Here is a 24379-nt window from a genome sequence, read left to right as displayed (position 1 = left end):
GTATCGACGATGGTGGTTTAGTGTTGTGCTGCACCCATCCTTTCTGTCTCGCACACCGCTGCTGTCAGTTCAATAGTAATTCAGCAAAGTCATAGAGTCTTCTAGTCCGCAGCAATCAAGACTGTCCTTCTTGATTGGCGAACTCATCTTTGAGATATAAGATAGTGAGTCCTGTAATGGCGTCAATCTCGTTCAGATTTAAATATATATCACCCTTGTCACCCGTCACAACCCGCTCTACGATGCCCCTCTGTTTCAGATCGAACGCGTCGGTTAGGACTGCTGCATCTGGGCCGTAGGACTCGTCATCGTGATAAATCAAACGTCGTAATTGGTCTTCGACTGAGCGATGGTTTTGTGCACGGCGGTGGAATTGGACTCGCTCAGCAAGTTCTGATTTTCGGTCCTTCGCGGTTGATGTGATTGTATGGACAAGTTTGTCAACAGCTTTTCTAGCATCTTTCCTGTCGCAATCGTAGGGTAGCCGATTGACGAAGTGACGAGTGACTTTTTCTTTTACTTCGTCTTGGATGTCAAACTTTTCGATGACCAACTCCGCAACCTTCTCAGGAGTTACCTCATCATGATCAAGTTTCCGTAGCTCAAGTTCCGTATACCGTTTCCCTTTTCGGATTTTGCGCTGTATGGTCCCGAATACCCCATCAGTTGAAGACCAGTCAATTGTAGTCTCACTTTCTGGTCGTCCAGGACTGTCCTTCACGCAATATTCATAAACAACAATCTCGCTAGTGTGGAGGGTATTATTAGTGGAAAAGAGTCTATCAGTGTGGTCTTGCCAGCGGTTTTGTAGGAAACAATGGCCAATCAGTACGTTCGTATCTAAGTAGTAATTTGACATTCGCGTTCAAATTTCTGCAAAGTCTAATTGAGACACCATCACCGCGTCTGCTGCTTCAGCCGTGAAATCTGGAGGCTGTTCTATTTTAAGATGCTCACCCTCCAATTGCTGGAGTCGGTAACTCAGGTAACCTTGGAGATCATATGGGTCATCAATTCCGAGTTCCCTTGCGAACTCTTTCGGACCAATACCGGTCTCTGGTCCAGTCCCCAAGTCCAGCATGATAATTGTCCAGAAGATTTCCGCGATGTCTTCAACCTGACCGACATTCACAGAGTTATCATCGAGTGTGGTTGATAGAAGATCGTACCAGAGATAGAGGTCATTTAAATACTCACTGAATTCTTCTTCCGGGAAGGCATCTATAAAGTCGTTAACCTGTCCTCGTATAGTCTCTCGGTCGAATTCAGTCTCATTTTCGCCATGTACTTGTATCTCTGTCTGGATAGTAGTGTCCAGCTTCCGGTATTCTCGCTGAAAATCATATGGAGCGTCTTTATACATCCGCTCAGTCAGCCCCTCTGTTTTCAATCGTTCATACTCCTGTAAGACCTCTCTTGTCACCGATCGAATCTCTTTTTCAGTTTCTGAAGTAATGGATATCTCATCCAACGTGGTAGAGCACAGCACCTCAGATCTCTCTCCAGATGGCTCAATCGTGATGGAACTACCCGCTGTTGCAGTCATAGTCCCGTATTTGTACCAGAAATAGTCAATATCAGTTTCGTACCCTCTTGAGAGAAGGTTCTTATTAATGAAATAGGTGAGTTTATAGAACGCTTTTGGACTCATTGTGGAAGGCCGATCGAATTCCTCAAACAGGATTGCGGCCACGTCGTCAAGGTTAATTTGATTCGTGTCAGAGTCCATCTTTAAGAACTGTTATGCCAGGATACACTTGTAGATTTTCCATTCCTTGGTAGTGTTTTATATTCCCTGTCTTGTTACTTGAGGGACACACACTAGAATACCGTTTTCATGTTCCAGAATCACCAAGGTGGGCGGGAAAAAAGTGCAGAACACGGAGAGAGCTACAAGCAACAAATTCGTGAATATTGGGAAGCACGTGGGTATGACTATATTGGCGACTCGAGGGACGACAATTCGACTGTAGACCAAATCTTTAGGAGGACTTACGAACACGGGAGTCTCGATATCTGGGTTGAAGCAAAATATTCCAAACTCAGTCGGACTAATAGCGATTTCCTACGAGAATTCGCCAGCTACCTTATCGAGTTTCAGGAAAGGGCAGCAGCCGAGCCATTCGAACTACACATATTCATCCGGGAGATCGCGGCTCCGAACAAGTGGCGTGCTGTATTTGATATTCCATACCAAAAAGATGAATTGGTCGAGGAGTTCTACGACCGCGTAACGAAGAACGACGATCTTGCTGACGCACAGCGTGAGAAGGTGCTGAGTTACGATTATGAAACGTTTCGCGAATTCATCAGTGAGTATGTGACGGTCCATCCTGCAACGTACGAGGTACTCCGGATGGAGACAGACCAACTCGAAAAGAGCAATAGATACGATTTCGATGAGAGGTTCACCAGTGAACGTGAACCGATTAACGAAACCGAGCCACTTGAACCAAACTTTGCAGAAATCAACGACCTTCCTCAAAAGATCTACATTGGGGATGTCGATGTCCCAAATTACAATGAAGAAGCAGTTCGACTGCAACTTCCGCTAATTCAACCCTTCTGGTTCGAATCGAACAAAGTCTATTCGCTTCGACCACCAGAGGACTTCCCGGATATAATCAAGAAAGTGACGAAGATGGAAACCGTTTCTCCGGTTTCATTCAGTGGATGGATGGAAGATCCCAACCATATTGATACTGCTAAAGTCCTGTTATTGCGAGAGATATCGCGAGTGTTCGTTGAAACAAACAAGCCGGACAATCCAGTCGCATTCAAGTATCGCGGGAAGCATTTCTTGATGTTCGAACATCCCACGCTGGAGTTGGACAAAAAAGACATCAAAGGACAGCTGGTTTCGAAAGCATATACTAATGGGTCTTCACCCTTCGTTCGTCACCGTGCTGCTCAGTTGCAATTACTTTCATTCGACGGCGACCTCTGTCTCGCAGTCTTAGTGAAGAACCATTTCACAAAGAACGGCAAAAAACACACGTTGATACGGGGAGATCAAAAAGGTAGACTTCACCACCGATTCAACCAGAATAGCTACAACAATAGTCAAGCACACAGTGAGTACAAGCACTGGCGGCGAATTCTCAATATCCATAATAAGCACAAGGACACCTCAGGACAGGCAATCGGTTTCAGAAAAATCACAGAGATTGTTGTAAACAAACGGTCTCCAGGCGATAAAGAAGAGCTCACAACTCGAGATACGGATAGTCAGCAGCAGCAATTGGGTGATTTTAATGACTAAATTCACAACAGAGTATATTTCTGAACCTCGCTTGCGCTTCGGTGAAGGGGAAGCCCAAGACCCGAGAGCAGGCCTTATGAAACACGGACCGTGGTCACCGGGCGGAGCAGCTAATCACAACGAGATAAAGCTAGGCTTCATCGGAACGAGTCAATCGATTGCTGCAAGCAAACAATTATTCCGAGAGATGGAGGCAGTGATTCCTCGGGATGGAGATGAAATCGCACGTCATAAGCCTCCATTCCCCTCCATGGGTGAACAGTCACCATTCAGGGCAAGCTTGAATCTTCAACCAAAGTGGGAGGACAAGCTCACCAGAGAAGACATTGAAATTATAAAAGACGAACCCACACCGAGCGGAAGCGTTCGTGAGTTACTGGAGATCATGAAATTCCGCATAGAATGGCTCTCCGAACAGGATCCACCGCCGAAAGTCGTTGTTATATCCCTCCCAGAGGAAATTGTAGAGGCTTGCTCACCCGCGGGAGTTGAAAAGCCCAAGATGAAGGACGGCACGACCGACTTCCACGACCGAATAAAAACATTCGGTCTTCAATATGACCTCCCAACACAGCTGATTCGACCGCAAACGTTGGACTTCAGCCGCCAAGGTCAAGAAAAGGCACAAGTAGCATGGAATTTAGCAGTTGCTCTTCTGTACAAGTCAAGAGAAGGACGCCCATGGAAATTAGCCCATCTTGAAAATGATACCTGCTACGCAGGGATTTCATTCTACCGAGACCGAGAAAATCGGGAGAAAGCGCATGCGTCGCTTGCTCAAGTTTTCCTGGGCACGGGAGAAAGCTTCGTCCTTCGGGGCGACCCAGCAGTAAAAGATGAGGAGTCCAGAAACTATCACCTGACAAAAGACAGCGCAGAAGAAATTGTTGGGCAAGTTCTTAATCAGTATGAACGGTACAGAGGGACTAAGCCGCGGCGTCTCGTGCTGCATAAGACCTCCAGATTTGATGAGGAAGAGAGACAGGGATTCATTTCAGGGTCTGAAAATGTAGATACCCGAGATTTTGTGACAATTAGGGATAATGATCCCGTTCGGTTCTACGCAACTGGACAGTATCCCCCCCTACGAGGTACAGTCATAACACCGCGAGGGACATCTAAGCATTTCCTCTACACGAAAGGCTACGTCCCGACTCTCGAGACTTACCCCGGTCCACGTGTACCAACCCCAATTACGGTTGAGCCCGACCCGGAAGTCTGTGAAACATCGTATCTTGATCTTTGTAAGGAGATTTTATCTTTCACCAAGATGGATTGGAACACTTCTGACTTCGCGAGGAGGAAGCCAGTGACAATCAAAGTTGCACGTGCTGTAGGTGCCATCTTGGCCGAGTCAGAGCAGCGAGGAATACGGGTAAAGCCACAGTATTATTATTACATGTAATATTCGGTTCGGAGATTGTTTAAATACGGCAGAACCAGGTTTCCTCCATCTCTCAAGCTAAATTTGGAGAACCAGTAACTAACGCCGCCCCAACAACAACCAGCACCACGCCCGCGACCACGCCCCGGGTGACGCGCTCAAGGTTGCCGAGCCAGAGCCACGAGAAGACCACCGTGAACAGCGGCGCGGTGGCGACGATGGGGTCCACGACTGCGATCCGGCCCTCTGGTGCGGCGAGCGCCGTGAACATCGAGAGCAGGGCGACCGCGGTGATGACGCCGCTGGCGGCGAACACGGCGTAGGTCTTCGGGGGCTTGCCCATGACGCGCTTGCGACCGGTAGCGAGGACGTAGCCGCCGAGGGCGACGAGGGCGGCGAACTCGTTGACGGCGACGGCTTCGAGGGGCGTCGCCTCGCCGATGCCGAGGCCCCAGCGCCGGGCCACGTTGCCGGCGGCGAACAGGAGCGCGGCGGCGAGGGGGACCAGCAGGTCGCGGGTGGTCCAGCCGCTCAGGTCGCCGCCGCGGGAGACCGAGAGGACGGCGAGGCCGGCGACGATGACGACGATACCGACCGCGGTCGGGGCCGAGAGGGGTTCGCCGAGGAACCCGACCGCGAGGGCGGTGGCGAACAGGGGGCGGGCACTGACGACCGCGCTGGAGATGCTCGCGCCGACGCGGGCGTTGCCGGCGAAGATGGCGAGGCGGCCCATGGCGGTGCCGACCGCGCCGGCGGCGGCGAAGATGGCGACGGTCCCGAGCGTCAGGTCGGCGAAGGGGGCGGGCTGGAAGACCGGGAGGGCGAGCAGGTAGACCGCGGAGTCGACGACGACCACGGTGAGGGCGGCCTGGAGTGGCGTGCCGCCGTCGGAGAGCGCCCGTTTCTCGATGACGGGCGTGAAGCCCCACAGCACGGCCGGCGCGAGCGCGAGGAGGAGGATGGGAAGCGGGGCCGAGAGGTCCATACCGGGCCTCCGGAAGCCGTCAGTAAATACGGCGGGGATTCGACACGTGGCCGGCGACCGCACCGAGGGCCTTTGCCTGCCGGGGCCCGATGCCCACGCATGGGACTCCTCGACCGCTTCAGGAACTGGCGGTGTGCACGCTGCGGGAAGACGTACTGGCGCGAGCCGCGGGAGTGCCGGGACTGCGGGCACACGGTGTACGACCGCATCGAGTAGCCTAGGGGCGGTAGGTCGGTCCTTTTCCCGCCGCCGGGCCGGACTCTCGGACATGACCTACAGTGCCGAAGTCGTCGCGGTCCACCAGCAGACACCGGACGTGAAGCAGTTCCGGCTCCGGGTCGACGACCACGAGTTCGACCACGACCCGGGCCAGCACGTCACGGTCCAGTTCACCTTCGACGGCGAGGGGACCGAGGGCGACGTCGAGCCCGGCGAGGAGGTCGTCCGGCCCTACACGCCGACGAACCTGCCCGGCACCGGGGAGCTGACGCTGGCCATCAAGCAGTACCAGGACGGCCTCGCCTCGGCGTACATGCACCAGCGCCGCGTCGGCGACGAGGTGACGCTCGGGGAGCCCGAGGGCGACCTCCACGTGCGCGAGTACGGGAACGACGTGGCGTTCGTCTCCACCGGGACTGGCATCACCCCGATGCTGGCGATGCTCCGGGACTACCTCGACCGCGGCGAGGGCCACGTCCACTTCGTCCACGGGGCGCGGGACCGCGAGCACGTCATGTTCCGCGAGACGCTGGAAGGGCTGGCCAGCGAGCACGCGAACCTCGACCTGACGTTCGTGCTCTCCGAGAGCGAGCCGTCGTGGAACGGGCGCATCGGCCACGTGCAGGACCACCTCGGAGACCTGTTCGACGCGGTCGACGACCGCGACCACTACGTCTGTGGCGTCCCCGAGATGGTGGTCGAGACGCGCGAGACGCTCCACGACCTCGGCGCCCCGGACGAGCGCGTGTACGCCGAGGGGTGGGAGTCGGACGCGGTCGGTGAGGGCGACGGCGACGACGACTGACCCGGGCCGGTCCTACTCCTGCCGGACCGCCTTGACGTGGCGGTCGTGGCCGCGGTCGGCGAGGACCCGCACCTCGAAGCCGAGGTCGGCGAGCGTGTCGACCACCTCGTCGGGCTCGCGGCCGTAGTCCACGGTCGAGCGACGGGTGTCGGTCGGTTCGTGGACCTCGCAGTACACCACCCGACATTCGGGACGGGAGAGCGTCTCGGAGAGCCCGTCGATGACGACGCCCTCGGCGCCCTCGACGTCGATCTTGACGACCGAGGGCGGGTCGACCACGCCCTGCTCGACCAGGTCGTCGCCGACCGCGGTCTCTATCTCGACACCGGATTCGCACTGCGGGTCGAGCGAGGCCGTCCCGCTCCACTCCGAGCGATGCTTGAACGGGTTGTCGAGGGTCGCCTGTCCGGCCTCGTTCGACAGCGCCACGTCGAAGACGGCGACGTCGGCGTCGTTGTGCTCGACGTTCAGCTCGAGCAACTCCCGCATCGGCGGGTAGGGTTCGAACGCGACGACGTGCCCGCGGGGCGTCTGTTCCGCCGCGAGACAGGCGAACAGCCCCATGTGGCCGCCGACGTCGAAGAACACGTCGTCGGGGCGGAGTTCGTCGAGGAGGTCCTCGAGCATCACCGACTCCATGTCGGGGAGGTTCCTGACCATCCGGCTCTCGCCGACGGTCCGTGTCCTGAACCCGGCCGAGACGCCGTCGACGGTGACGGGGCGGGCCCCGCGGAGGGCCCAGTACTGGTCGATGAGCCGGTATCGCACGGCGTCGAGACTCACCCGGGCGAGGTCGGTGGCGCCGTGTCGCTGGTAGGCACCTGTGAGGCGGGAGCCGAGTGACATTGCCCCCGTATTGGCGGCGTGGCGGCAACATTTGCAGGGGTACGTGTGTAGGGTTGGCACGGGTCACGCCCAGTCACGGGCACGGCGCAGTCACAGGCGACGGTGTCCGGCCGAGGTCGCGGTCGCCGGGTATCGGGCCGGTGGCGACGAACCGGTGTCGTGTTCGTCCTCGACGGGATGGGAACGAGATGCGAGGACGGTCTGCACGCGGTGTCCCAGCGGAGAAATGATAGAATAGATTCATTCATGATTGATGCGGTACCAGTAATGAATCGCGTTCTCAGCTCCTGAAAACCCACTGAAACGCACCCCTGTCCAAACCATCTTGGCAAATGATGCAACTTCGTCACGTCGTAACGCAGAGGCATGGCGTCTTCCGAGAGCGAACGCTACGGTCGGCGATCGTTCCTGAAGGCTGCAGGCGGTGCAGCTGTGACCACGACGGTTGCCGGCTGTCTGGGTGGAAACGGCGGCGGAACCGACACGCAGACCGACCAGGGTGAATCGACAGGGACCTCGACGACGTCGGGTGGTGATAAGGGGAAGGAACTCCCCGAGGACTTCCCGGTGACCATCACGCAGGGGAACATGCCCGGGACGCTCGACCCCCACGACCACCGGGCCATCCCGAACGACATCGTGATGCTCCAGTGCTACGAGGGGCTCCTCCGGCGGACCCGCGAGGGGAAGATCGAGGCGAACCTCGCGAAGGAGTGGGAGCGCAAGGAGAAAGGGCGGGTGCGCTTTCACATCCGCGACGGACCGACCTTCCAGAAGACGGGGAACGAGCTGACCCCCGAGGACGTCGCGTACTCCATCAACCGCATCGTCGAGAAGGACACGGGGTTCGTCAGTCCGCAGTCCGGCCAGCTCGCCGGCGTGACCGGGGCGGAGGCCGTCGACGGGGAGCGCGCCGTCGACGTCACGTCCGACGGGCTCAACCCCATCGTCTTCGCCGAGTTCGCCATCTACTGCGACATCGTGGAGAAGCAGTGGGTGAAAGAGCACGAGAAGAGCTACATCGCGAAGAACATGAACGGCACCGGGCCGTTCGAGCTGACGACGTACAAACCCGGCTCGCGCATCGTCTTCGAGCGGTACGAGGACTACTGGAAGGAGCCGGCCGCGGTCACGAAGCTCACGTTCGACGCGGCGAAGAAGGCCAGCGTCCGCGTGAACCAGCTCGTCGCCGGCGAGACGGACATCACGGTCAACGTGCCGCCGCAGGCGGTGCCCCGGGTGAAGAACGAGAAGAAGGCGGGCGTCGAGGCGGTCGGGTCGACGCGCGTCCTCTACAACGCGATGCGCTCGGACGTCGAGCCGTTCTCCTCGCCGAAGTTCCGGCGCGCGATGAACTACTCCATCGACCTGGAGAGCATCGTGAAGGACGTGCTCTCTGGCTTCGGGAGCCAGACCGGCCAGCCGACGCTGAAGCCGTTCTTCGGCTACGACGACGGGCTGAGCCCGTACGAGCACGACCCGAAGAAGGCCGAGAAACTGGTCGAGGAGAGCGGCCACGCCGGCGCCAGCATCCAGTTGCACACGCCGGTCGGGCGCTACCTGAAGGACGTCCAGATCGCCCAGGCGGTCGCGAACATGATCGACAACCTCCCCAACGTCTCCTGTGGCGTCAAGCAGCGCGACTTCAACGCGCTGGCCAAGCAGCTGACCGACGGGAACCTGGAGACCAGCCCGAAGTTCTACCTCATCGGCTGGGGCAACGCGACGTTCGACGCGAGCCAGACCATCAACCCGACCCTGTCCAGCGACGGGGTGCTCACCTCCTACAAGAACGACGAGCTCGACAGCCTGCTGCAGAAGGCGAACAGCACCGCGGAGAAGCAGAAACGGAGTGACCTGCTCCAGCAGGCGAACACGCACTGTCACGAGCAGGCGCCGTGGATCTTCCTGAACCGCCAGTACAGCGTCTACGGCGTCTCGTCGGACATCTCGTGGAAGCCCCGCGTCGACGAACGTATCCACGCCTACGCCATCGAGCCGGCCCAGTGACCAGGCATGAGCTACGGCAGGTTCATCCTGAAGCGGCTGGGGCAGGCCGTCCTCGTCGTCTGGGGCGTCATCACGGTGGTGTTCCTGCTCCGGTTCGTGACACCGGGCAGCCCCATCACCTACATCGCGCCCCTCGACGCCGGGCAGGCCTTGCGCCAGGAAATCGCCCGCGAACTCGGGCTCGACAGGCCCCTGTACGTCCAGTACCTGGACTACCTCTGGGGGCTGCTCCACGGCGACATGGGCCGGTCGTACAAGGCCGGCGTGAGCGTCTCCGAACGCGTCTTCGCGCGGCTCCCCCGGAGCATCGAGCTGGCGGTCGCCTCGACGGTCGTCGCGGTCGTGCTCTCGATCCCCCTCGGCGTCATCAGCGCGACCCACCGCCACGAACCGGAGGACTACGGCGCGACGACGTTCTCCCTGCTCGGCATCAGCACGCCGAACTTCTGGCTCGGTATCATGCTCGTGCTGGTGCTGGCGGTCCAGTTCAACGTCTTCCCGACCAGCGGGGTCGGCCACATGCAGGGCCAGACGGTGCTGTTCGTCGACGCCGTGAGCCACCTGCTCCAGGGCGACCCGGACTGGATGGTCACCTGGCTGAAGCACATCGCGCTCCCGGCCATCACGCTGGGGACGTACTTCACCGCCCTCGTCACCCGGCTCACCCGGAGCGGGATGCTCGACGAGATGGGCCAGAGCTACGTCCGGGCGCTCCGGGCGAAGGGCATCCCCGAGTCGCTCGTGCGGTACCGCCACGCGCTGAAGAACACGCTCATCCCCATCATCACGGTGCTCGGCCTGCAACTGGGCACCCTCATCGGCGGCGCGGTCATCACGGAACGGGTCTTCGCCTGGCACGGGCTCGGTAGCATGCTCATCAACGCCATCAACGCCCGCGACTGGATGCTCATCCAGGGCAGCCTCATCGTCATCTGCGTCGGCTTCGTCGCCGTGAACACCGCCGTCGACGCCCTCTACGCCTACCTGAACCCCGAGGTGAGAGCCGAATGATATCGCCACGAACGCGCCGGAACCTCAAGAAGGAACTCCGCCGGAACGGGCTCGCGAAACTCGGCATCGTGCTGTTCGTGCTCGTCATCGCGGTCGCGGTGTTCGCCCCCTTCATCGCGCCGAACAACCCGCGAGCACAGCACCTCGGCCAGAAACTGCTCCCGCCGCTCGGCTTCAGCAAGGTCGTCACGTCGTCCTCGACGGAGCTGGTCAACGGGTCGGTCCAGACCGTCACCGAGACGCGGAAGGTGAGTGCGACCTGGGAGTACCCGCTCGGGACCGGCCCCCTCGGCCGCGGGATGTTCTCACGTATCGTCTACGGGGCCCGGACGTCGGTCCTCGTCGGCCTGCTCGGGACCGGCGTCGCGGCCGTCGTCGGCGTCCCCGTCGGCCTCGCCGCCGGCTACTACGGCGGGAAGGTCGACGACACCCTGATGCGGGCCGCCGACATCATGCTCGCGTTCCCGTCGCTGGTGCTCGCCATCGCGCTCGTCGGGCTGTTCGGCCGGGCCTCGGTCCAGATTCCCGACCCCTGGGTCGCGCTGGGGCTGGCGCCGGGGAACATGCCATCGCACTTCGTCCTCCCCGGGACCGTCGTGCTCGTGGTCGGCCTCGTGAACTGGGTGTGGCTCGCCCGGGTCGCCCGCGGCGAAGCGCTCTCCGTCTCCGAGAGCGAGTACGTCAAGTCCGCCCGGAGCATCGGCGCGAGCGACCTGCGCATCATCGGCCGGCACGTCCTGCCCAACGCCATCACGCCCATCCTCGTGCTGGCGACCATCCAGGTCGCGGCCATCATCCTGCTGGAGAGTTCCCTGGCGTACCTCGGGTTCTCCGGGACGACCCTGTCGTGGGGGTTCGACATCAACCAGGGCCAGCAACACCTCGCGAACGCCTGGTGGGTGGCCACGTTCCCCGGTCTGGCGATCGTGGTGACGGTCATCGGCGTGAACCTCATCGGCGACTGGCTGCGTGACGCACTGGACCCCGGCATCGAAGGGGAGGGTGGTCTCTGATGACGCGGGACCTCATCCGCGTCCGCGACCTCTCCACCCGCTTCTTCACCGAGGAGGGGCAGGTGAACGCGGTCGAGTCGGTCGACTTCACGGTCCGCGACGGCGAGGTGTTCGGTGTCGTCGGCGAGTCCGGCTCGGGCAAGTCCGTCACCGCGCTGTCGCTCATCGACCTCGTCGAGTCGCCCGGGCGCATCACGGACGGGGAGATATGGTACCGGAACGGATCGCTCGCCGAGCGCACCGCCGGGGACCAGCCCGCGGCGGTCGACGGCGACTTCGTGGACGTCCTCGCGCTCCCCGAGGACGCCCGGCGCTCGCTGCGCGGCCCGAACTTCGCGACCATCTTCCAGGACCCGCTGTCGAGTTTCGACCCGGCGGTCACCGTCGGCGAGCAGATCGGCGAGGCCGTCGAGGTGCAGCGCCGGGCCAGTTCGAACCCGCGGTCGACCGACTCGCGGACCCGCGAGTACAGCCTCGGGAACATCGTCCTCGACAGCGTCGTCCCCGACCGGGGCTACGTCTCCGACGACTCCTGGGACGAGGCCATCGAGCTGCTCGACCAGGTGGGCATCCCGGACCCGGCGGCGCGCGCCGAGGAGTACCCCCACGAGTTCTCCGGGGGGATGCTCCAGCGGGCGATGATCGCCCAGGCACTCGCCGGCGAACCCGACCTGCTCATCGCGGACGAACCGACCACGGCGCTGGACGTGACCATCCAGGCCCAGATACTGAACCTGCTCGACGACCTGCAATCGGAGACCGACATGAGCATCCTGCTCATCACGCACAACCTGGGCGTCATCGCCCGGATGTGCGACCGCGTCGGCGTGATGTACGCCGGCGAGATCGCCGAGCGCGGTACCCTGGAGGACGTCTTCCAGGACCACGTCCACCCCTACACCGAGGGGCTGCTCGGCTCCGTTCCCGACCTCGAGGACCCCGAGCCGCGGCTCCAGCCCATCGAGGGGAACGTCCCGAGCCTCATCGACGAGGAGATGGGCGACCGGTGTTACTTCGCCGACCGCTGCCCGAAGGCGATGGAGGACTGCCTGGAGAAGCCGCCGGAGTACGAGGTCGGCGAGGAGCACGCGGCGCGCTGCGTGCTCGCCGAGATGGACTACGACGAATCGCGCGCACTACCCGACGATCACTTCGAGGAGGAAGCATGAGCGACACACTCGTCTCCGTCCAGGAACTGGAGAAGTACTACTACGACCAGGACAGCCTCGTCGACCGGCTGCTTGGCCGCGACCCGACGGCCGTGCAGGCCGTCGACGGCATCAGTTTCGACGTGGCCGAGGGCGAGACGCTCGGCCTCGTCGGCGAGTCCGGCTGTGGGAAGTCCACCACCGGCGAGACGCTACTCAAACTGCGTGAGCCGACAGACGGCGACGTGGTCTTCGACGACGACAGCGTCTACGACCTCGGCGGCGACGACCTCACCCGGTTCCGGCGGCGGACCGGCATCGTCTTCCAGGACCCCTACTCGAGCCTGAACCCGCGGATGACCGCCGGGCAGATGATCCGCGAGCCGCTGGACGTGCACTCCATCGGCACCGACGAGGAGCGCGAGGAGCGCGCCCGCGAGCTGCTCGAACGCGTCGGGATGTCGGCCGACCAGTACGAACGGTACCCCAACGAGTTCTCTGGCGGGCAGCGCCAGCGCATCGGCATCGCCCGCGCCCTCGCCGTCGAACCGGACTTCGTCGTGCTGGACGAACCGGTGTCCGCGCTGGACGTCTCGGTGCAGGCCCAGATACTGAACCTGCTCGACGACCTGCAGGACGAGTTCGACCTGACGTACCTCCTCATCGCGCACGACCTGAGCGTCGTCCGGCACATCTGCGACCGCGTCGCCGTGATGTACCTCGGCGAACTGGCGGAGGTCGGGCCGACCGACCGCATCTTCGACGACCCGCAACACCCCTACACCGAGGCGCTGCTGGAGAGCGTCCCGCGCGCCGAGGTCGCGGAGAACGGGCGCCGCGCCGACGTGCTCGACGGGGGCGTCCCGTCCCCGCGCGAGCCGCCTTCGGGGTGCCGGTTCCACACGCGCTGTCCGTACGCCCGGGAGGCGTGCACGCAGGAGGACCCCGACCTCTTCGACGCCGGGGAGCAGGCCGCCGCCTGCTTCCGGGTGCGCGAGGACCACGCGTACTGGGACTCGCCGTCGCTGGAGACTGAAGAGGCGTCCGGCGACGGGCAGGTGGCCGAGGACGAGGGAGCCGGCGACGAGCAGGTGGTCGGCGAGTAGGCCGCCCCCGACCCACGTCCCCGACCGGACCGTCCACGAACCGGGACAGTCAGGCGAGGAAACAGATTTGTGGCGGTCGCCTGAACTGGAGGTATGGACCGGCATCTCTCCCGGCGGGCCGTCCTCGGGGGGACGTCGACGCTGCTGGGGCTGGCGAGCCTCGGCCGGCGCTCCCGCGCCACCCCGACGACGCCCCCGACCCGGTTCGACCCGGCGACCCACGGGTTCGGCTTCCGGAACTGGGGGACGAAGTCGCAGTACTTCGCGGCGCCCCCGACCGAACCGCGGGGGAACCTGCCGGAGCGGGTCCGTACGGGCTGGCGGAATCACGCACGGGCCCTCCTCGGGGTGCAGTCGATCAGCGCCTCGACGCTGCTCGTCGAGGCCATCGCGACCCAGCTCCGGACCGCGGTGACCCAGCGTGCCGGGACCAACGGCCACTGTTACGGGATGGTGCTGGCCGCGCAGTCGTACTTCGAGGACGCCGGGACGATACCGGTCGACCGCGAGGTGGCGAGCGAGATAGAGAGCCCGGTCGTCCCCGTGGACACGCCCGAGACACCGGTCTACGACGACATCGTCCGGCGGCAGGCGTCGCAGTTCCTGCGGCTCCGGGTGTGGCTCGGGCGGGTGCCGATGGTCTACCCCGGCTGGATCGACACGACGGCGGTGGTCCGTGACATCGCGGCGTCGGTCAGGGAACTCGGCAGCGCCGCCGTGATGGTGTTCACGCCGGGGTCGCTCTCCGCCCACCAGGTCCTCGTCTCCGACGTGACGGAGACCGACGGTGGCGTCTCGATGCGGGTCTACGACCCGAACCGGCCGGCCTGGGCGTACCGGCACGTCGAACCGACCATCGAGTTCGAGCGCGAGGACGGCCGGCTGGTGATGCAGCCCTACGAGTCGGGGACCACCACCTACACGCAGGTCCTGTTCAACCGGCACGACCGCATCGAGCGCGCGACCGACCGCGACAGCGCGACCCCGCTCGACCACCTCACGGTCGAGGCGGAGACGCTCCGCGAGGGCGCGTTGCCCCTCGGGCTCGTGCTCGTGGACTCGGACGACGTCGTCCTCACCGTGGTCGACCCGGCCGGCGAGCCCGGCGACCGACTTCGGAGCCCGCAGATGGACCGCTCGCGCGGCGAGTACGCCCGGATGCGGTCGCTGTACGGCGTCGCCCCCGGCGACTACCGGATCCGGGTCGTCGGGACCGACGAGGCGACCTACGGACTCCGGACGCTCGTGGCGGACCACGAGACGGCCATCGTCGACGACGCGCGCCGGGCCGCCATCGACCCCGGCGAGGTCCACGAGTACGTGCTCTCGGTCGACGACGACCGGACCGGCGCGGTCCGGCGGGCCGGGCGTGGCCGCCTGCCGCCGTCGGTGCTCGGTGGCGCGGCGGCCGTCGGCGGCCTCGGGGTGGGTGCGGTCGGGTACCGACTGCTCGCCCGCGACGGGCGGTGACCCCACCCCCGGACAACGCCGGTAATGGGCCCATACCACGGAGAAACGGCGTTCCGTGCCCGAACGGAACCGTGTGAACAGTTACCGACCGTCCCGGTGAGCGCCCGGCGAACGACCCGTTTCGGCGCCTGAAGCGCCCCATAGGTAACCTATCTTACATCCTCTCTACTGGTAGCTGCCATGACCGAACGGGAGAACGGGGGATCTGGGACGCCGCGCCTGTCGAGACGACAGGTGCTGGCTGGACTGGGCGTGGTCGGCGTCGCGAGCGCGGGGACCGGACTGGGGACGACCGCGTTCTTCGCCGACCGCGAAGAACTCGAGGGCTGGCTGGACGCCGGCCGCGTCGACCTGCTGCTCGACTACCGGTCGACGTACCAGCCGTGGGATCGATACGAACTGAAGGGGGAGACGCCGCCGGCACTCGTGGCCGACACCACGATGACCTACGAGATAGCGGCCGCACCGGCCGTCCGGCACGTCGACACCGGTGAGGCCCTCTCCCACCAGGAGTGGGCGGACCTCGTCACAGGGAACACGGACGCCTTCGGTGACGTCTGTACGCTGGCGGATCCTACTGACATCTCCGACCTGCTCCCCGAGGGCTTCGAGACGCTCCGGAGCGGCACGGCCGAGGCACCCGGGGTCTACCACCCGGGCTTCATCGACGGCCCGCGGGGCATGTTCGTCGACCTCGTCGACGTGAAACCGTACGACGAGGGCGAGACAACCTTCAGCCTGCACGTCTGTGGCAACCCCGCCTTCGTCTTCGCGGAACTGCTCCGCGAGGACAGCGAGGGGCAACCGCTCCCGCGAAGCGACGAGCACGTGCTGGTCGAACCGGAGAGCGCGGCCGGCGACACCACGCTGGACCTCGGCGAGCTGTGTGACTACCTCTACGTCGTGGTCTCGACCGACCCCGACTGCGACAACCTCGCCCCCGCCGCGGACGACTCTGGCGACACCAACCCGCTCGGCGTCGAGGGCGAGGACGGCCACGTCCTCTACGCCGGGTCGATGACGGGCTGGCTCGAACAGTTCGGGCCGACCGGTGACGGCCGCCTCGTCATCCCGCCGGTGTTCCCCGTGAACGACACCAGCAAGCAGTCCTGCTTCACGCCGGGAGTCCACTGCTACGTGATGAACTGGTACCTCCCGTGCAAGGAGTTCGACGGGGCGTCCCGCCTCGGCTTCACCGACCTGCCCGTCAAGAACGCGCTGGTCGAGGGCCAGGTGGTCACCGACCAGGACGGCGACGCCGCCATCACGTTCAACGACGAACTCCGCCAGCGCGGCTACGTCGTCGACGGCCTCGACGCCACCGAATCGGTGAACGTCACCCAGACCGACTCCTGCCACGTCGGCATGCGCTTCGTCGCGGAGCAGTGCCGCCACAACATGGAGTGGGAGGAGGACGGGACGGCCGACCCCGAGGTCAGCCAGGAGCCCGGGACGACCACCGAGGGCGGCCAGGACGGGGGCGGGACCGGCACCGGCGACGGGACCACGACCCAGGAACCGGGCACGACGACCGGTGAGCCGGGTACGACGACCGGTGAGCCCGGGACCACGACGAGCGACCCCGGAACGACCACAACGAACCCCGGCACCACGACGACGACCGACCCGGGAACCACCACGACCAACTCGGGGACCACCACCACCACGACGAACCCCGGCACCACCACCACCACGACGAACCCCGGCACCACCACCACCACGACCAATCCGGGAACCACGAAACCCACCACCAGGTCGGTCAGGAGGCTCGGGGCACCCGAACCCACCACCACCGTCACCCCGGGCACGACCACCGGTCCGGGCACCACGATGAACACCGGCGGGACGACGACCGCCGGGGCCGGTGGGAGCGTCGGAGGCGGGACCGCCGGCGGCGGAACCACGACCGCCGGGGGCGCCGGCACGACCACCACCGCGGCCGGTGCCGGTGGCGGGGCGGCGACCACGGGCGGGAGCAACGCCGCGGCCGGCGGCGTGACCTGGACCAGCAACCCCCTGAAGTTCGCGGGGTCGCAGCTGTCCTCGCCGGCCGGCCTGCTGCTCGGCGGCCTCGCCGGCACGGTCGCCGCCATCGTCGGCCTCTGGCGGAAGTACCACGAGGACGACGAGAGCGTCTAGGGGCGGCGCGGCCCCTGGCGCGGTGACCGACGCCGACAGCACTGTGAGACGGGTCTTTTTCTACCTGCGTGGTTCGACAGTGTCTACTGATTGAAAGATACTTGTCCCGGGGGCCGGTACGGCCGGCCATGGTCCCCTCCCACGCGACCGATAGACGACGAGTACTCCGTGCCCTCGGAGGCGGTGCCCTCGCGGGCCTCGCCGGGTGTCTGTCCGGGTCCGAGACGGCCGACCCCACGCTCCGGGCACCGGAGACGGTGCTGGCGGACGACCCGTTCGGCATCCGCGTCGAAGGTCTCTCCCCGGGCGCCACGGTCACGCTCCGCGCCACGTCCCTGTTCGGGGGCGACCGGTACGGCTCCTTCGCGCGGTTCGAGGCCGACGAGTCGGGGGCGCTCGACCTCCGTGAGGCCGCGCCGGTCGCGGGCACCTACGAGGGGACCGACCCGATGGGCCTCGTCTGGTCGCTGCGACCCGCGGCCGACCTGCCCGAGGGCGCCCCGCCCGGCATGGCGAAGACGGACACCGATGACGGCCCGGGCCTCGCCGAGGACGAACTGGCGGTCCGGGCGGTCGTCGACGACGACCAGGTCGCCGGGACCCAGGTCCGGCGCCGCGTCGCGGACCCCGACCTGACGACCGTGACGGCCCCCGAGGGCATCGTCGCGCGCTGTTACCTGCCGCCCGACGACGGCCCCGCGCCGGCCGTCCTGGTCCTCCACGGCGGCGGGAGAGGGCGCTGGATGGACCGGCCAGCGAAGCAACTGGCCTCGCACGGGTTCGCTGCGGTCGCGCTCCGGTACGTCGGCCCGCAGGCGCCCATCCGGTCGCGCCCGAAGCGGATTCCCCTCGGGTACGTCGACCGCGCCATCGACTGGGTGACCGGCCTCGACGGCGTCGCGGACGGCCCGGTCGGGGCGATGGGCTGGTCGCTCGGCGGCCAGCTCGCGCTCCTGCTGGGCGCGCGCCGGGACGACGTCGGCGCTGTCGCGGCCTACTGCGCCATGGACCACGTCACGCACTTCGACCGGTTCGGCACGTCACCGTGGGAGGTCGACGGGGAACCGCTTCCCTCCCTCGAAATCGACTGGGACGACGGCGAGGTCAGGCCCGTCGGCGACTCGAAAGGCTACCACACCCGCCCGGCGTTCGAGGCGGCCTTTGCGGCAGCCGACGAGGCGACGCTCGCGGACGTCCGGATTCCGGTCGAACAGACCGACGGGCCGGTCGTTGCGGTCGGCGGGGGCGCCGACGCGGTGCTCCCGGCGGCCGACGCGGCCCGCCGCATCGAGACGACGCTGACCGAGCACGACCATCCACACCGGGTCGAGGCGCTCACCTACGAGGACACCGGCCACGCCACCGCGATCCCGTACCGGCCGACCACGGGCCGCGCCGTCAGGGGCAAGCGTGCCTTCGGCGGGACGCCGGCCGGCATCGCCCGCGCCGAGGCGGACTCGTGGCCGACGGTGCTGTCGGTGCTCGAAGACGGATTACAGGACTGAGTGCGAGCCTGGTGCGAGACCGGTACGGGACTGGTACGAGAGTCTGGCTGCCGACCCCGGCTCACGCCGTGGAACTCGTCGACCGCGAGGTCGACGGAGCGTACCCGCCGCGGACCGCGTTGATGACGGCCCCCACGAGCATCACGATGCCACTGAAGTAGAACCACGTGAGCAACAGCAGGATGCCGGTGAAGATGCCGACGTGCTGGTCGCCCGTCGCGACCGCGACGTAGAGCTGGAACAGCCCCTGCAGGAGCGCCCAGCCGACCGCGGCGAAGCCCACGCCGGGGAGTATCTCGCGGACCGAGACGTCGGCGTCGGGGAAGACGTAGTACATCGGGAGGAACGCGACGACGAGCCCGACCGCGAGCACCAGCGGGAGCAACAGCCCGAGGTAGGGCACGGTGCCCGCGAAGGTAGCGAAGGCGCTCGTCGCGACGATGATGGCCGCCAGCGAGAGGACCAGCGAGACGAGGACGACGAGGCCGTCCCTGAGCTGGTCGACGAACGACTCGGACTCGTCGACCTCGTAGATCTCCGAGAAGGCCACGTCGAGCCCGCGGAACACCTTCAGCGCGCCCCAGAGGAGGACGGCCGTCCCGACGACCGAGGAGCCAGCCGCCCCATCAGCCCGTCGGCTGAGGATCTCCTCGAACAGGCCGCCGATGGTCGCCGAGACGTTCTCGGTGACGAGCGCGAGCACCTCCTGGCGCGTGCCGGGGGCCAGCAGCGTCACCGCGAACACGGCGAACAGGAACAGCGGCACCATCGAGATGAAGGCGTTGTACGCGATGCCGCCGGCGAGGAACGTGACGTTCTTTTCGCGGACGACGGTGACGACCGCGTCGACGAACGATCTCGCGCTGGAGAGGCGTCCCATGTACGGACGACTACCGGGGCGACAGGCAAAAGGGACCCAGTTACTCTCGAAATCCGTCGTGTCGGGGGATGACAGCAGGGGGACGGGTGCGCGCGTCGGTTACTGCCCGGCGGCGATGAGACTCGGCGTCTGCGTCTCCTCGTCCTCGTCGCTCGCGGCCTCGTAGACGACGTGGGCGGCGGCGACGTCCTGGATGGCGAGGCCGGTCGAGTCGAAGACGGTCACGCCGTCGTCCGCGGTCCGACCCTCGAGTTTGCCGGTGACGATCTCGCCGATCTGGCCGTAGATGTCGTCGTCGGAGAGGACGCCCTCGTGGAAGGGGACGTTGATCTCGCCGGAGTGGGTCGTCTGGTCGTAATCGTCGATGACGAGCTTGGCGTCGAGGAGCACCTCGTCGGCGAGTTCGTGCTTGCCCTCGGCGTCGGCACCCATCGCGTTGACGTGGGTGTGCTCGCCGAGGTCCTCGGCGGAGACGATGGGGTCTTCCACCGGGGTCACCGTCGAGAGCACGTCACAGGATGCGGCCTCCGCGATGGAGCCCTCGCGCACGTCGAACTCGTCGTCGAAGGCGTCGATGAACGCCGAGACGCGCGCCTCGTCGAGGTCGCTCACGACGACCGTCTCGATGTCGCGGACCGACGCGATGGCCTCGACCTGCGTGTAGGACTGGACACCCGCGCCGACGATGCCGAGCGAGGAGGCGTCGGCGACGGCGAGGTGGTCGGTGGCGACCGCGGCGGCCGCGCCGGTGCGGCGCATCGTGAGTTCGGTCCCGTCCATGATGGCCAGCGGGAAGCCGGTCTCGGGGTCGGAGTAGATCATCGTGCCCATCACGGTCGGCAGGTCGTGGTCGGCGGGGTTGTCCGGGTGGACGTTGACCCACTTGATGCCCGCGGCGTCCCAGTCGCCCGCGTCCATGTAGGCGGGCATCGACCGGAAGTCGCCGTTGTACTGGGGCAGGTCGATGTAGGACTTCGGGGGCATCTGGGCGTCGCCGGTCTCGTAGGCCGCGAACGCGTCCTCGATGGCCGCGACGAGGGCTGTCATGGGCGAGTACTGCTGTACGTCGTCACCGTCGAGCAGGTGGGTCTGCATGGAGGGTACTTGCGGAAACGTGGGCTAATAAGAGTCCCCGCACATGTCCGGGGGTCGGTGGCGGTGGTGGCGGTACTGCTTACTCCGCCCCCGGGTTCTCGCCGAAGCGCGCCTCGACCCAGTCCTGGTCGTCGATTGGCGGACGCTCGTACTCGCCGCGGTCCTCCCGTGCCGGGAGTTCGATGGGGTCCGGCGTCAGGTCCTCGTACTCGATCTGGTCGAGCAGGTGGCTGATGCAGTTGAGCCGGGCGTGGCGTTTCACGTCGGCGTGGACGACGTACCACGGCGCCTCGGGGATGTCCGTGTGTGCGAACATCTCGTCTTTCGCCTTCGAGTACTCCTCCCAGCGGGCGCGGGCCTCGAGGTCCATCGGGCTGAGCTTCCAGCGACGTTTCGGGTCCTCGTTGCGCTTCTGGAAGCGGCGCTCTTGCTCCTCGTCGCTGATGGAGAACCAGTACTTCACGAGGACGATGCCGTCACGGACCAGCATGCGCTCGAACCGCGGGCACTCCTCGAGGAAGCGCTCGTACTCCTCGTCGGTGCAGAAGTCCATCACGCGCTCGACGCCGGCGCGGTTGTACCAGCTCCGGTCGAACAGGACCATCTCGCCCTCGCTGGGCAGCTGTTCGACGTAGCGCTGGAAGTACCACTGGCCCTGCTCGCGGTCGGTCGGTTTCCCGAGCGCGACGACGCGGACGACCCGGGGGTTCAGGCGCCGGGTGATGCGCTTGATGACGCCACCCTTGCCGGCGGCGTCCCGACCCTCGAACACGACGACGACCCGGAGCCCCTGGTCGCGGACCCAGTACTGCAGTTTCACGAGTTCCTCCTGCAGGCGTTTCAGCTCCCGCTTGTAGTGTTTCTTCTTCAGGACGCCGTCGTCGTCGTAGTGGTCGGCCGGCCGGTCGATGGTCATCCAGACGTGTACGCTGGCCGAGGATAAAACACTGCAGTGAGGCCGGGGCGTCGCCGTCGGACCGAAGCCGCCGGGACGACCCGTCCTGTTCTCATCAGGAACTCGTCATCCGCGACCGGGGTGCAAGCACCCTTCAGCGGCCATATCCGTCGGTCGTCCATGCATATCCATGCATCAGTGATATACGCCGAACACCGCGAATCAGTACTGGAGCGGTCAGTACACACATGACGCAGGTGGCAACACGTCAGCGTGACCGCGTCTAGATGCGACCCGATTGCGAACCATCACAACAGTATAATCTCATGTTCGTTCGTTTCACTCTCGACTCCCAACTTCTGCAGCATGCACTCGCCGTACCGACAGACATGCAGGCGACGGTCGAACAGTTCGACACGACGGCGGAGATGCCTCTTCGGGCCGTCTGCTGGGTGACCGGCGGCGACTTCGACGCCTTCGAGGCGGCACTCGAGGAGGACCCCACCGTCACCGACAGCACGGTTCTCGCCGACGAGCGGAGCCGCCGACTCTACCGGATGACCTGCCCGGCAGACCTCCCCGACGTGGAGGCGTACCGGGCGGTCGTCGACCTCGACGGGGTCATCCTCAACGCCGCGACGGACGGCGAGGGCTGGACGGTCAAGACGCTCTTTCCCGACCGCGACGCCTTCGCCAGTTTCCGCGACACCTGTCAGGACGTCGGCCTCACGCCGACCGTCGAATCGATCCACAGCGGCGCCGTCGAGCACGACGACAAGGGGGCGGACCTGACCCCGGCCCAGAAGGAGATCCTGACGCGGGCCGTCGAGGTGGGGTACTTCGACATCCCGCGGCAGACGACGCTCCGGGGCCTCGGCGCCGACGTGGGCGTCTCCGGGCAGGCGGCCTCGGAACGGCTCCGCCGCGGCATGGAGACGCTGGTCCGCGAGACGCTCGCGGACGACCTGCCCGAGGAGTAGTACAGACTCAGTCGTCGGCGACCGGCGCGGCCGGGCTCGCCGCCGCCAGTCCTTCTCTCGCGGTCGGCGTGAGCCGGTTCACGACCGACCGTCCGTCGCGTTCGCGCTCGACCAGCCCCGCGTCTTCCAGCCGGCCGAGGTGGTGCGAGAGCGTGCTGGGGTCGCGGTCGAGCGCCTCGGCGAGTTCCCCGACGAGCGCCCCACCCTCGGCGGCGAGTCGCTCGATGATGGCGGCCCGCGGCGGGCTGGCCAGGGCCGCGTGGAGTTCGCGGTCCTCGGTGTCGGCCGGGAAGTACCGGCGCTTGCCCTCTAGCTTGACGCTCGTGACGAGGCCCTCCTCCTCCAGGATGCGCACGTGGTGGCGAACCGTCGAGAGGGGGACGTCCGAGGCGTCGCTGATGGCGGAGAGGTAGACGCCGGGCGCGTCGGTCACGACGCGGTGGATACGTGCCCGGTCCTCGTGGGCCAGCGGGTCCGAGCCGTCGTACCGGCTGTACCGGAGGACCGCACCCAGTGGCGAGTCGTCGAGCGCGTCCCGCAGCCACCGGAGGATGGACCGGCCACGCGTGTATGCGGTGCCGCCGACGGCCAGCGAGGCGGCGGCGAGGCCAGCACCCATCGGCCCCGGAACCGCCCCGCCGAGGCCGGCCGGGGTCGCGGGGAGCCAGCCGGCCGCCCCGGTCGCTGCCGCGTCTCGCCCGTCGGGCGACCCGGCGAGGACGTCTCCGGCCCGGGACTGGTCGCCGGTCGTCCCGGTGGCGAACTGGCCGCCGCGCCACGCCGCCCGGTCGACGCGCCGGCTGGTGCTGTCGGGCTGCCGGGCTGCGGTGGCGTCACCGGAGTCGAGGACCGTCAGCAGGGATTCGACGGGGGCGACGACGCCGGCCGACAGGGAGACCGAGTCGACGGTGGCGTCGGCCGACAGCGAGGCGGTGTCGCCGTCTGCAGTGAGGCTCGCGTTCCCGGAGGTGTTCACGGCTCCCGACGACCCGCCCGAGGTGTTCGTCGTGAGCCCGTCGTCCAGCGTCGCGTCGGTGTCGGTCGACGTCGTGGTGTCGCCCGCCGTCAGGTCGGTCGAGAGCGAGCCGGAGGCGGTGACGGTGTCGCCGGACGCGTCGGTCGTGTTCTCGACGGTGTCGGTGGTGTCGCTGGTGGTGTCCGTCGTGCCGGAGAGGGTCTCGTCGGTGGTGTTGGTCGTGTCGTCGGTGGTGTCGTTCACCGTCCCGTCGACGAGGTCCGTCTCGTTGTCGGGGCGGTCGACCGCGACGGAATCGGTTCCGGAGGCGTCGGGAGTTCCGACGGTTCCGGCAGTCCCGAGCGTGTCGGCAGTTCCGGCAGTCTCGGCCGCCCCGACGGCCCCGGCAGCGACCGGCCCCGCCAGGGCCGCGGTGGCGCCGGACAGGACCACGAGGACCGCGAGGGCGTGTGCGAGTGTCGCCGTCGGGTACCCGGGTTCGCCCCCGTCGACACGTGCCATGCTTCGGGTTAGAGCATGTCATTCGAGACCAAATGTGTTGCCATATTTGCCGGAACAGGGTGGCCGGTGGCGGGGACGGGGGCGGGGTCGGCCGCCGACCAGTTCCCAGAGTCACTTGGTACCACACTCAACTACCTCCTCTGCATACG

Annotated in this window: 20 protein-coding genes; 12 read left to right on the top strand and 8 right to left on the bottom strand. The window is 65.2% G+C overall.

Annotated elements, in window-relative coordinates; translation table 11 throughout:
- Positions 1-115 precede the first annotated feature (115 nt).
- Together NOV86_RS13930 and NOV86_RS13925 are read right to left on the bottom strand one after the other, a co-directional pair.
- Entirely contained in the window at positions 116-859 is a 744-nt protein-coding gene (locus NOV86_RS13930) for a hypothetical protein (protein WP_267642155.1), read from the bottom strand.
- A 6-nt stretch (positions 860-865) separates the two neighbouring features.
- Positions 866-1729: a hypothetical protein gene (locus tag NOV86_RS13925; protein ID WP_267642154.1), complete on the bottom strand. Its 864-nt coding sequence runs from the start codon at positions 1727-1729 to the stop codon at positions 866-868.
- Positions 1730-1837: 108 nt separating this feature from the next.
- On the opposite strand from NOV86_RS13925, the gene NOV86_RS13920 reads away from it, so the two are divergent.
- Complete coding sequence (locus NOV86_RS13920) at positions 1838-3262, top strand: hypothetical protein (RefSeq protein WP_267642153.1); 1425 nt, start codon at positions 1838-1840, stop codon at positions 3260-3262.
- Entirely contained in the window at positions 3255-4667 is a 1413-nt protein-coding gene (locus tag NOV86_RS13915) for an argonaute/piwi family protein (RefSeq protein WP_267642152.1), read from the top strand. The genes NOV86_RS13920 and NOV86_RS13915 overlap by 8 nt, the downstream gene beginning before the upstream one ends.
- Before the next feature lie 52 nt (positions 4668-4719).
- On the opposite strand, the gene NOV86_RS13910 is transcribed toward NOV86_RS13915, so the two are convergent.
- Positions 4720-5631, bottom strand: a complete 912-nt coding sequence (locus NOV86_RS13910) for an EamA family transporter (RefSeq protein WP_267642151.1) — start codon at positions 5629-5631, stop codon at positions 4720-4722.
- A 268-nt stretch (positions 5632-5899) separates the two neighbouring features.
- Here NOV86_RS13910 and NOV86_RS13905 point away from each other — a divergent pair, with 268 nt between their 5' ends.
- Entirely contained in the window at positions 5900-6655 is a 756-nt protein-coding gene (locus tag NOV86_RS13905; RefSeq protein WP_267642150.1) for a ferredoxin--NADP reductase, read from the top strand.
- Positions 6656-6667: 12 nt separating this feature from the next.
- On the opposite strand, the gene NOV86_RS13900 is transcribed toward NOV86_RS13905, so the two are convergent.
- A complete protein-coding gene (locus tag NOV86_RS13900; protein ID WP_267642148.1) occupies positions 6668-7501 on the bottom strand; it encodes an FkbM family methyltransferase in 834 nt (277 codons plus the stop codon).
- A 366-nt stretch (positions 7502-7867) separates the two neighbouring features.
- Between NOV86_RS13900 and NOV86_RS13895 the strand changes: the two genes are divergently transcribed.
- From NOV86_RS13895 to NOV86_RS13860, 8 genes are all read left to right on the top strand, one after another.
- Positions 7868-9511, top strand: coding sequence for an ABC transporter substrate-binding protein (locus NOV86_RS13895; protein ID WP_267642146.1), 1644 nt, complete (start codon positions 7868-7870; stop codon positions 9509-9511).
- A gap of 6 nt (positions 9512-9517) precedes the next feature.
- A complete protein-coding gene (locus tag NOV86_RS13890) occupies positions 9518-10522 on the top strand; it encodes an ABC transporter permease (protein ID WP_267642144.1) in 1005 nt (334 codons plus the stop codon).
- Positions 10519-11535, top strand: a complete 1017-nt coding sequence (locus NOV86_RS13885; RefSeq protein ID WP_267642143.1) for an ABC transporter permease — start codon at positions 10519-10521, stop codon at positions 11533-11535. Before NOV86_RS13890 ends, NOV86_RS13885 begins: the two co-directional genes overlap by 4 nt.
- Positions 11535-12704 (top strand): ABC transporter ATP-binding protein, encoded by a 1170-nt coding sequence (locus tag NOV86_RS13880; protein WP_267642142.1) that lies wholly within the window; start codon positions 11535-11537, stop codon positions 12702-12704. Before NOV86_RS13885 ends, NOV86_RS13880 begins: the two co-directional genes overlap by 1 nt.
- Entirely contained in the window at positions 12701-13789 is a 1089-nt protein-coding gene (locus tag NOV86_RS13875) for an ABC transporter ATP-binding protein (RefSeq protein ID WP_267642140.1), read from the top strand. The genes NOV86_RS13880 and NOV86_RS13875 overlap by 4 nt, the downstream gene beginning before the upstream one ends.
- Before the next feature lie 93 nt (positions 13790-13882).
- Positions 13883-15259: a hypothetical protein gene (locus NOV86_RS13870; protein ID WP_267642139.1), complete on the top strand. Its 1377-nt coding sequence runs from the start codon at positions 13883-13885 to the stop codon at positions 15257-15259.
- Positions 15260-15439: 180 nt separating this feature from the next.
- Positions 15440-17398, top strand: coding sequence for a hypothetical protein (locus NOV86_RS13865; protein WP_267642137.1), 1959 nt, complete (start codon positions 15440-15442; stop codon positions 17396-17398).
- Between the two features lie 128 nt (positions 17399-17526).
- Positions 17527-18903 (top strand): acyl-CoA thioesterase/BAAT N-terminal domain-containing protein, encoded by a 1377-nt coding sequence (locus NOV86_RS13860; protein WP_267642136.1) that lies wholly within the window; start codon positions 17527-17529, stop codon positions 18901-18903.
- Positions 18904-18964: 61 nt separating this feature from the next.
- Here NOV86_RS13860 and NOV86_RS13855 read toward each other — a convergent pair whose 3' ends face one another.
- From NOV86_RS13855 to ppk2, 3 genes are all read right to left on the bottom strand, one after another.
- On the bottom strand, positions 18965-19783 hold the full coding sequence (locus NOV86_RS13855) for a YihY/virulence factor BrkB family protein (protein WP_267642135.1): 819 nt from the start codon (positions 19781-19783) through the stop codon (positions 18965-18967).
- Between the two features lie 99 nt (positions 19784-19882).
- Positions 19883-20878: an ornithine cyclodeaminase family protein gene (locus NOV86_RS13850; protein ID WP_267642133.1), complete on the bottom strand. Its 996-nt coding sequence runs from the start codon at positions 20876-20878 to the stop codon at positions 19883-19885.
- A gap of 79 nt (positions 20879-20957) precedes the next feature.
- Positions 20958-21794 (bottom strand): polyphosphate kinase 2, encoded by an 837-nt coding sequence (gene ppk2 / locus NOV86_RS13845; protein WP_267642131.1) that lies wholly within the window; start codon positions 21792-21794, stop codon positions 20958-20960.
- 266 nt (positions 21795-22060) lie between these two features.
- On the opposite strand from ppk2, the gene NOV86_RS13840 reads away from it, so the two are divergent.
- Complete coding sequence (locus NOV86_RS13840) at positions 22061-22753, top strand: helix-turn-helix domain-containing protein (protein ID WP_368408768.1); 693 nt, start codon at positions 22061-22063, stop codon at positions 22751-22753.
- Positions 22754-22760: 7 nt separating this feature from the next.
- On the opposite strand, the gene NOV86_RS13835 is transcribed toward NOV86_RS13840, so the two are convergent.
- On the bottom strand, positions 22761-24230 hold the full coding sequence (locus NOV86_RS13835) for a winged helix-turn-helix transcriptional regulator (protein ID WP_267642126.1): 1470 nt from the start codon (positions 24228-24230) through the stop codon (positions 22761-22763).
- Positions 24231-24379 lie beyond the last annotated feature (149 nt).

This window comes from Haloarchaeobius amylolyticus (assembly GCF_026616195.1).
GTDB classification, from domain to species: domain Archaea; phylum Halobacteriota; class Halobacteria; order Halobacteriales; family Natrialbaceae; genus Haloarchaeobius; species Haloarchaeobius amylolyticus.
The sequence above is the reverse complement of the archived record's forward strand: the minus strand, read 5'-3'. Positions and strand labels throughout refer to the sequence as shown.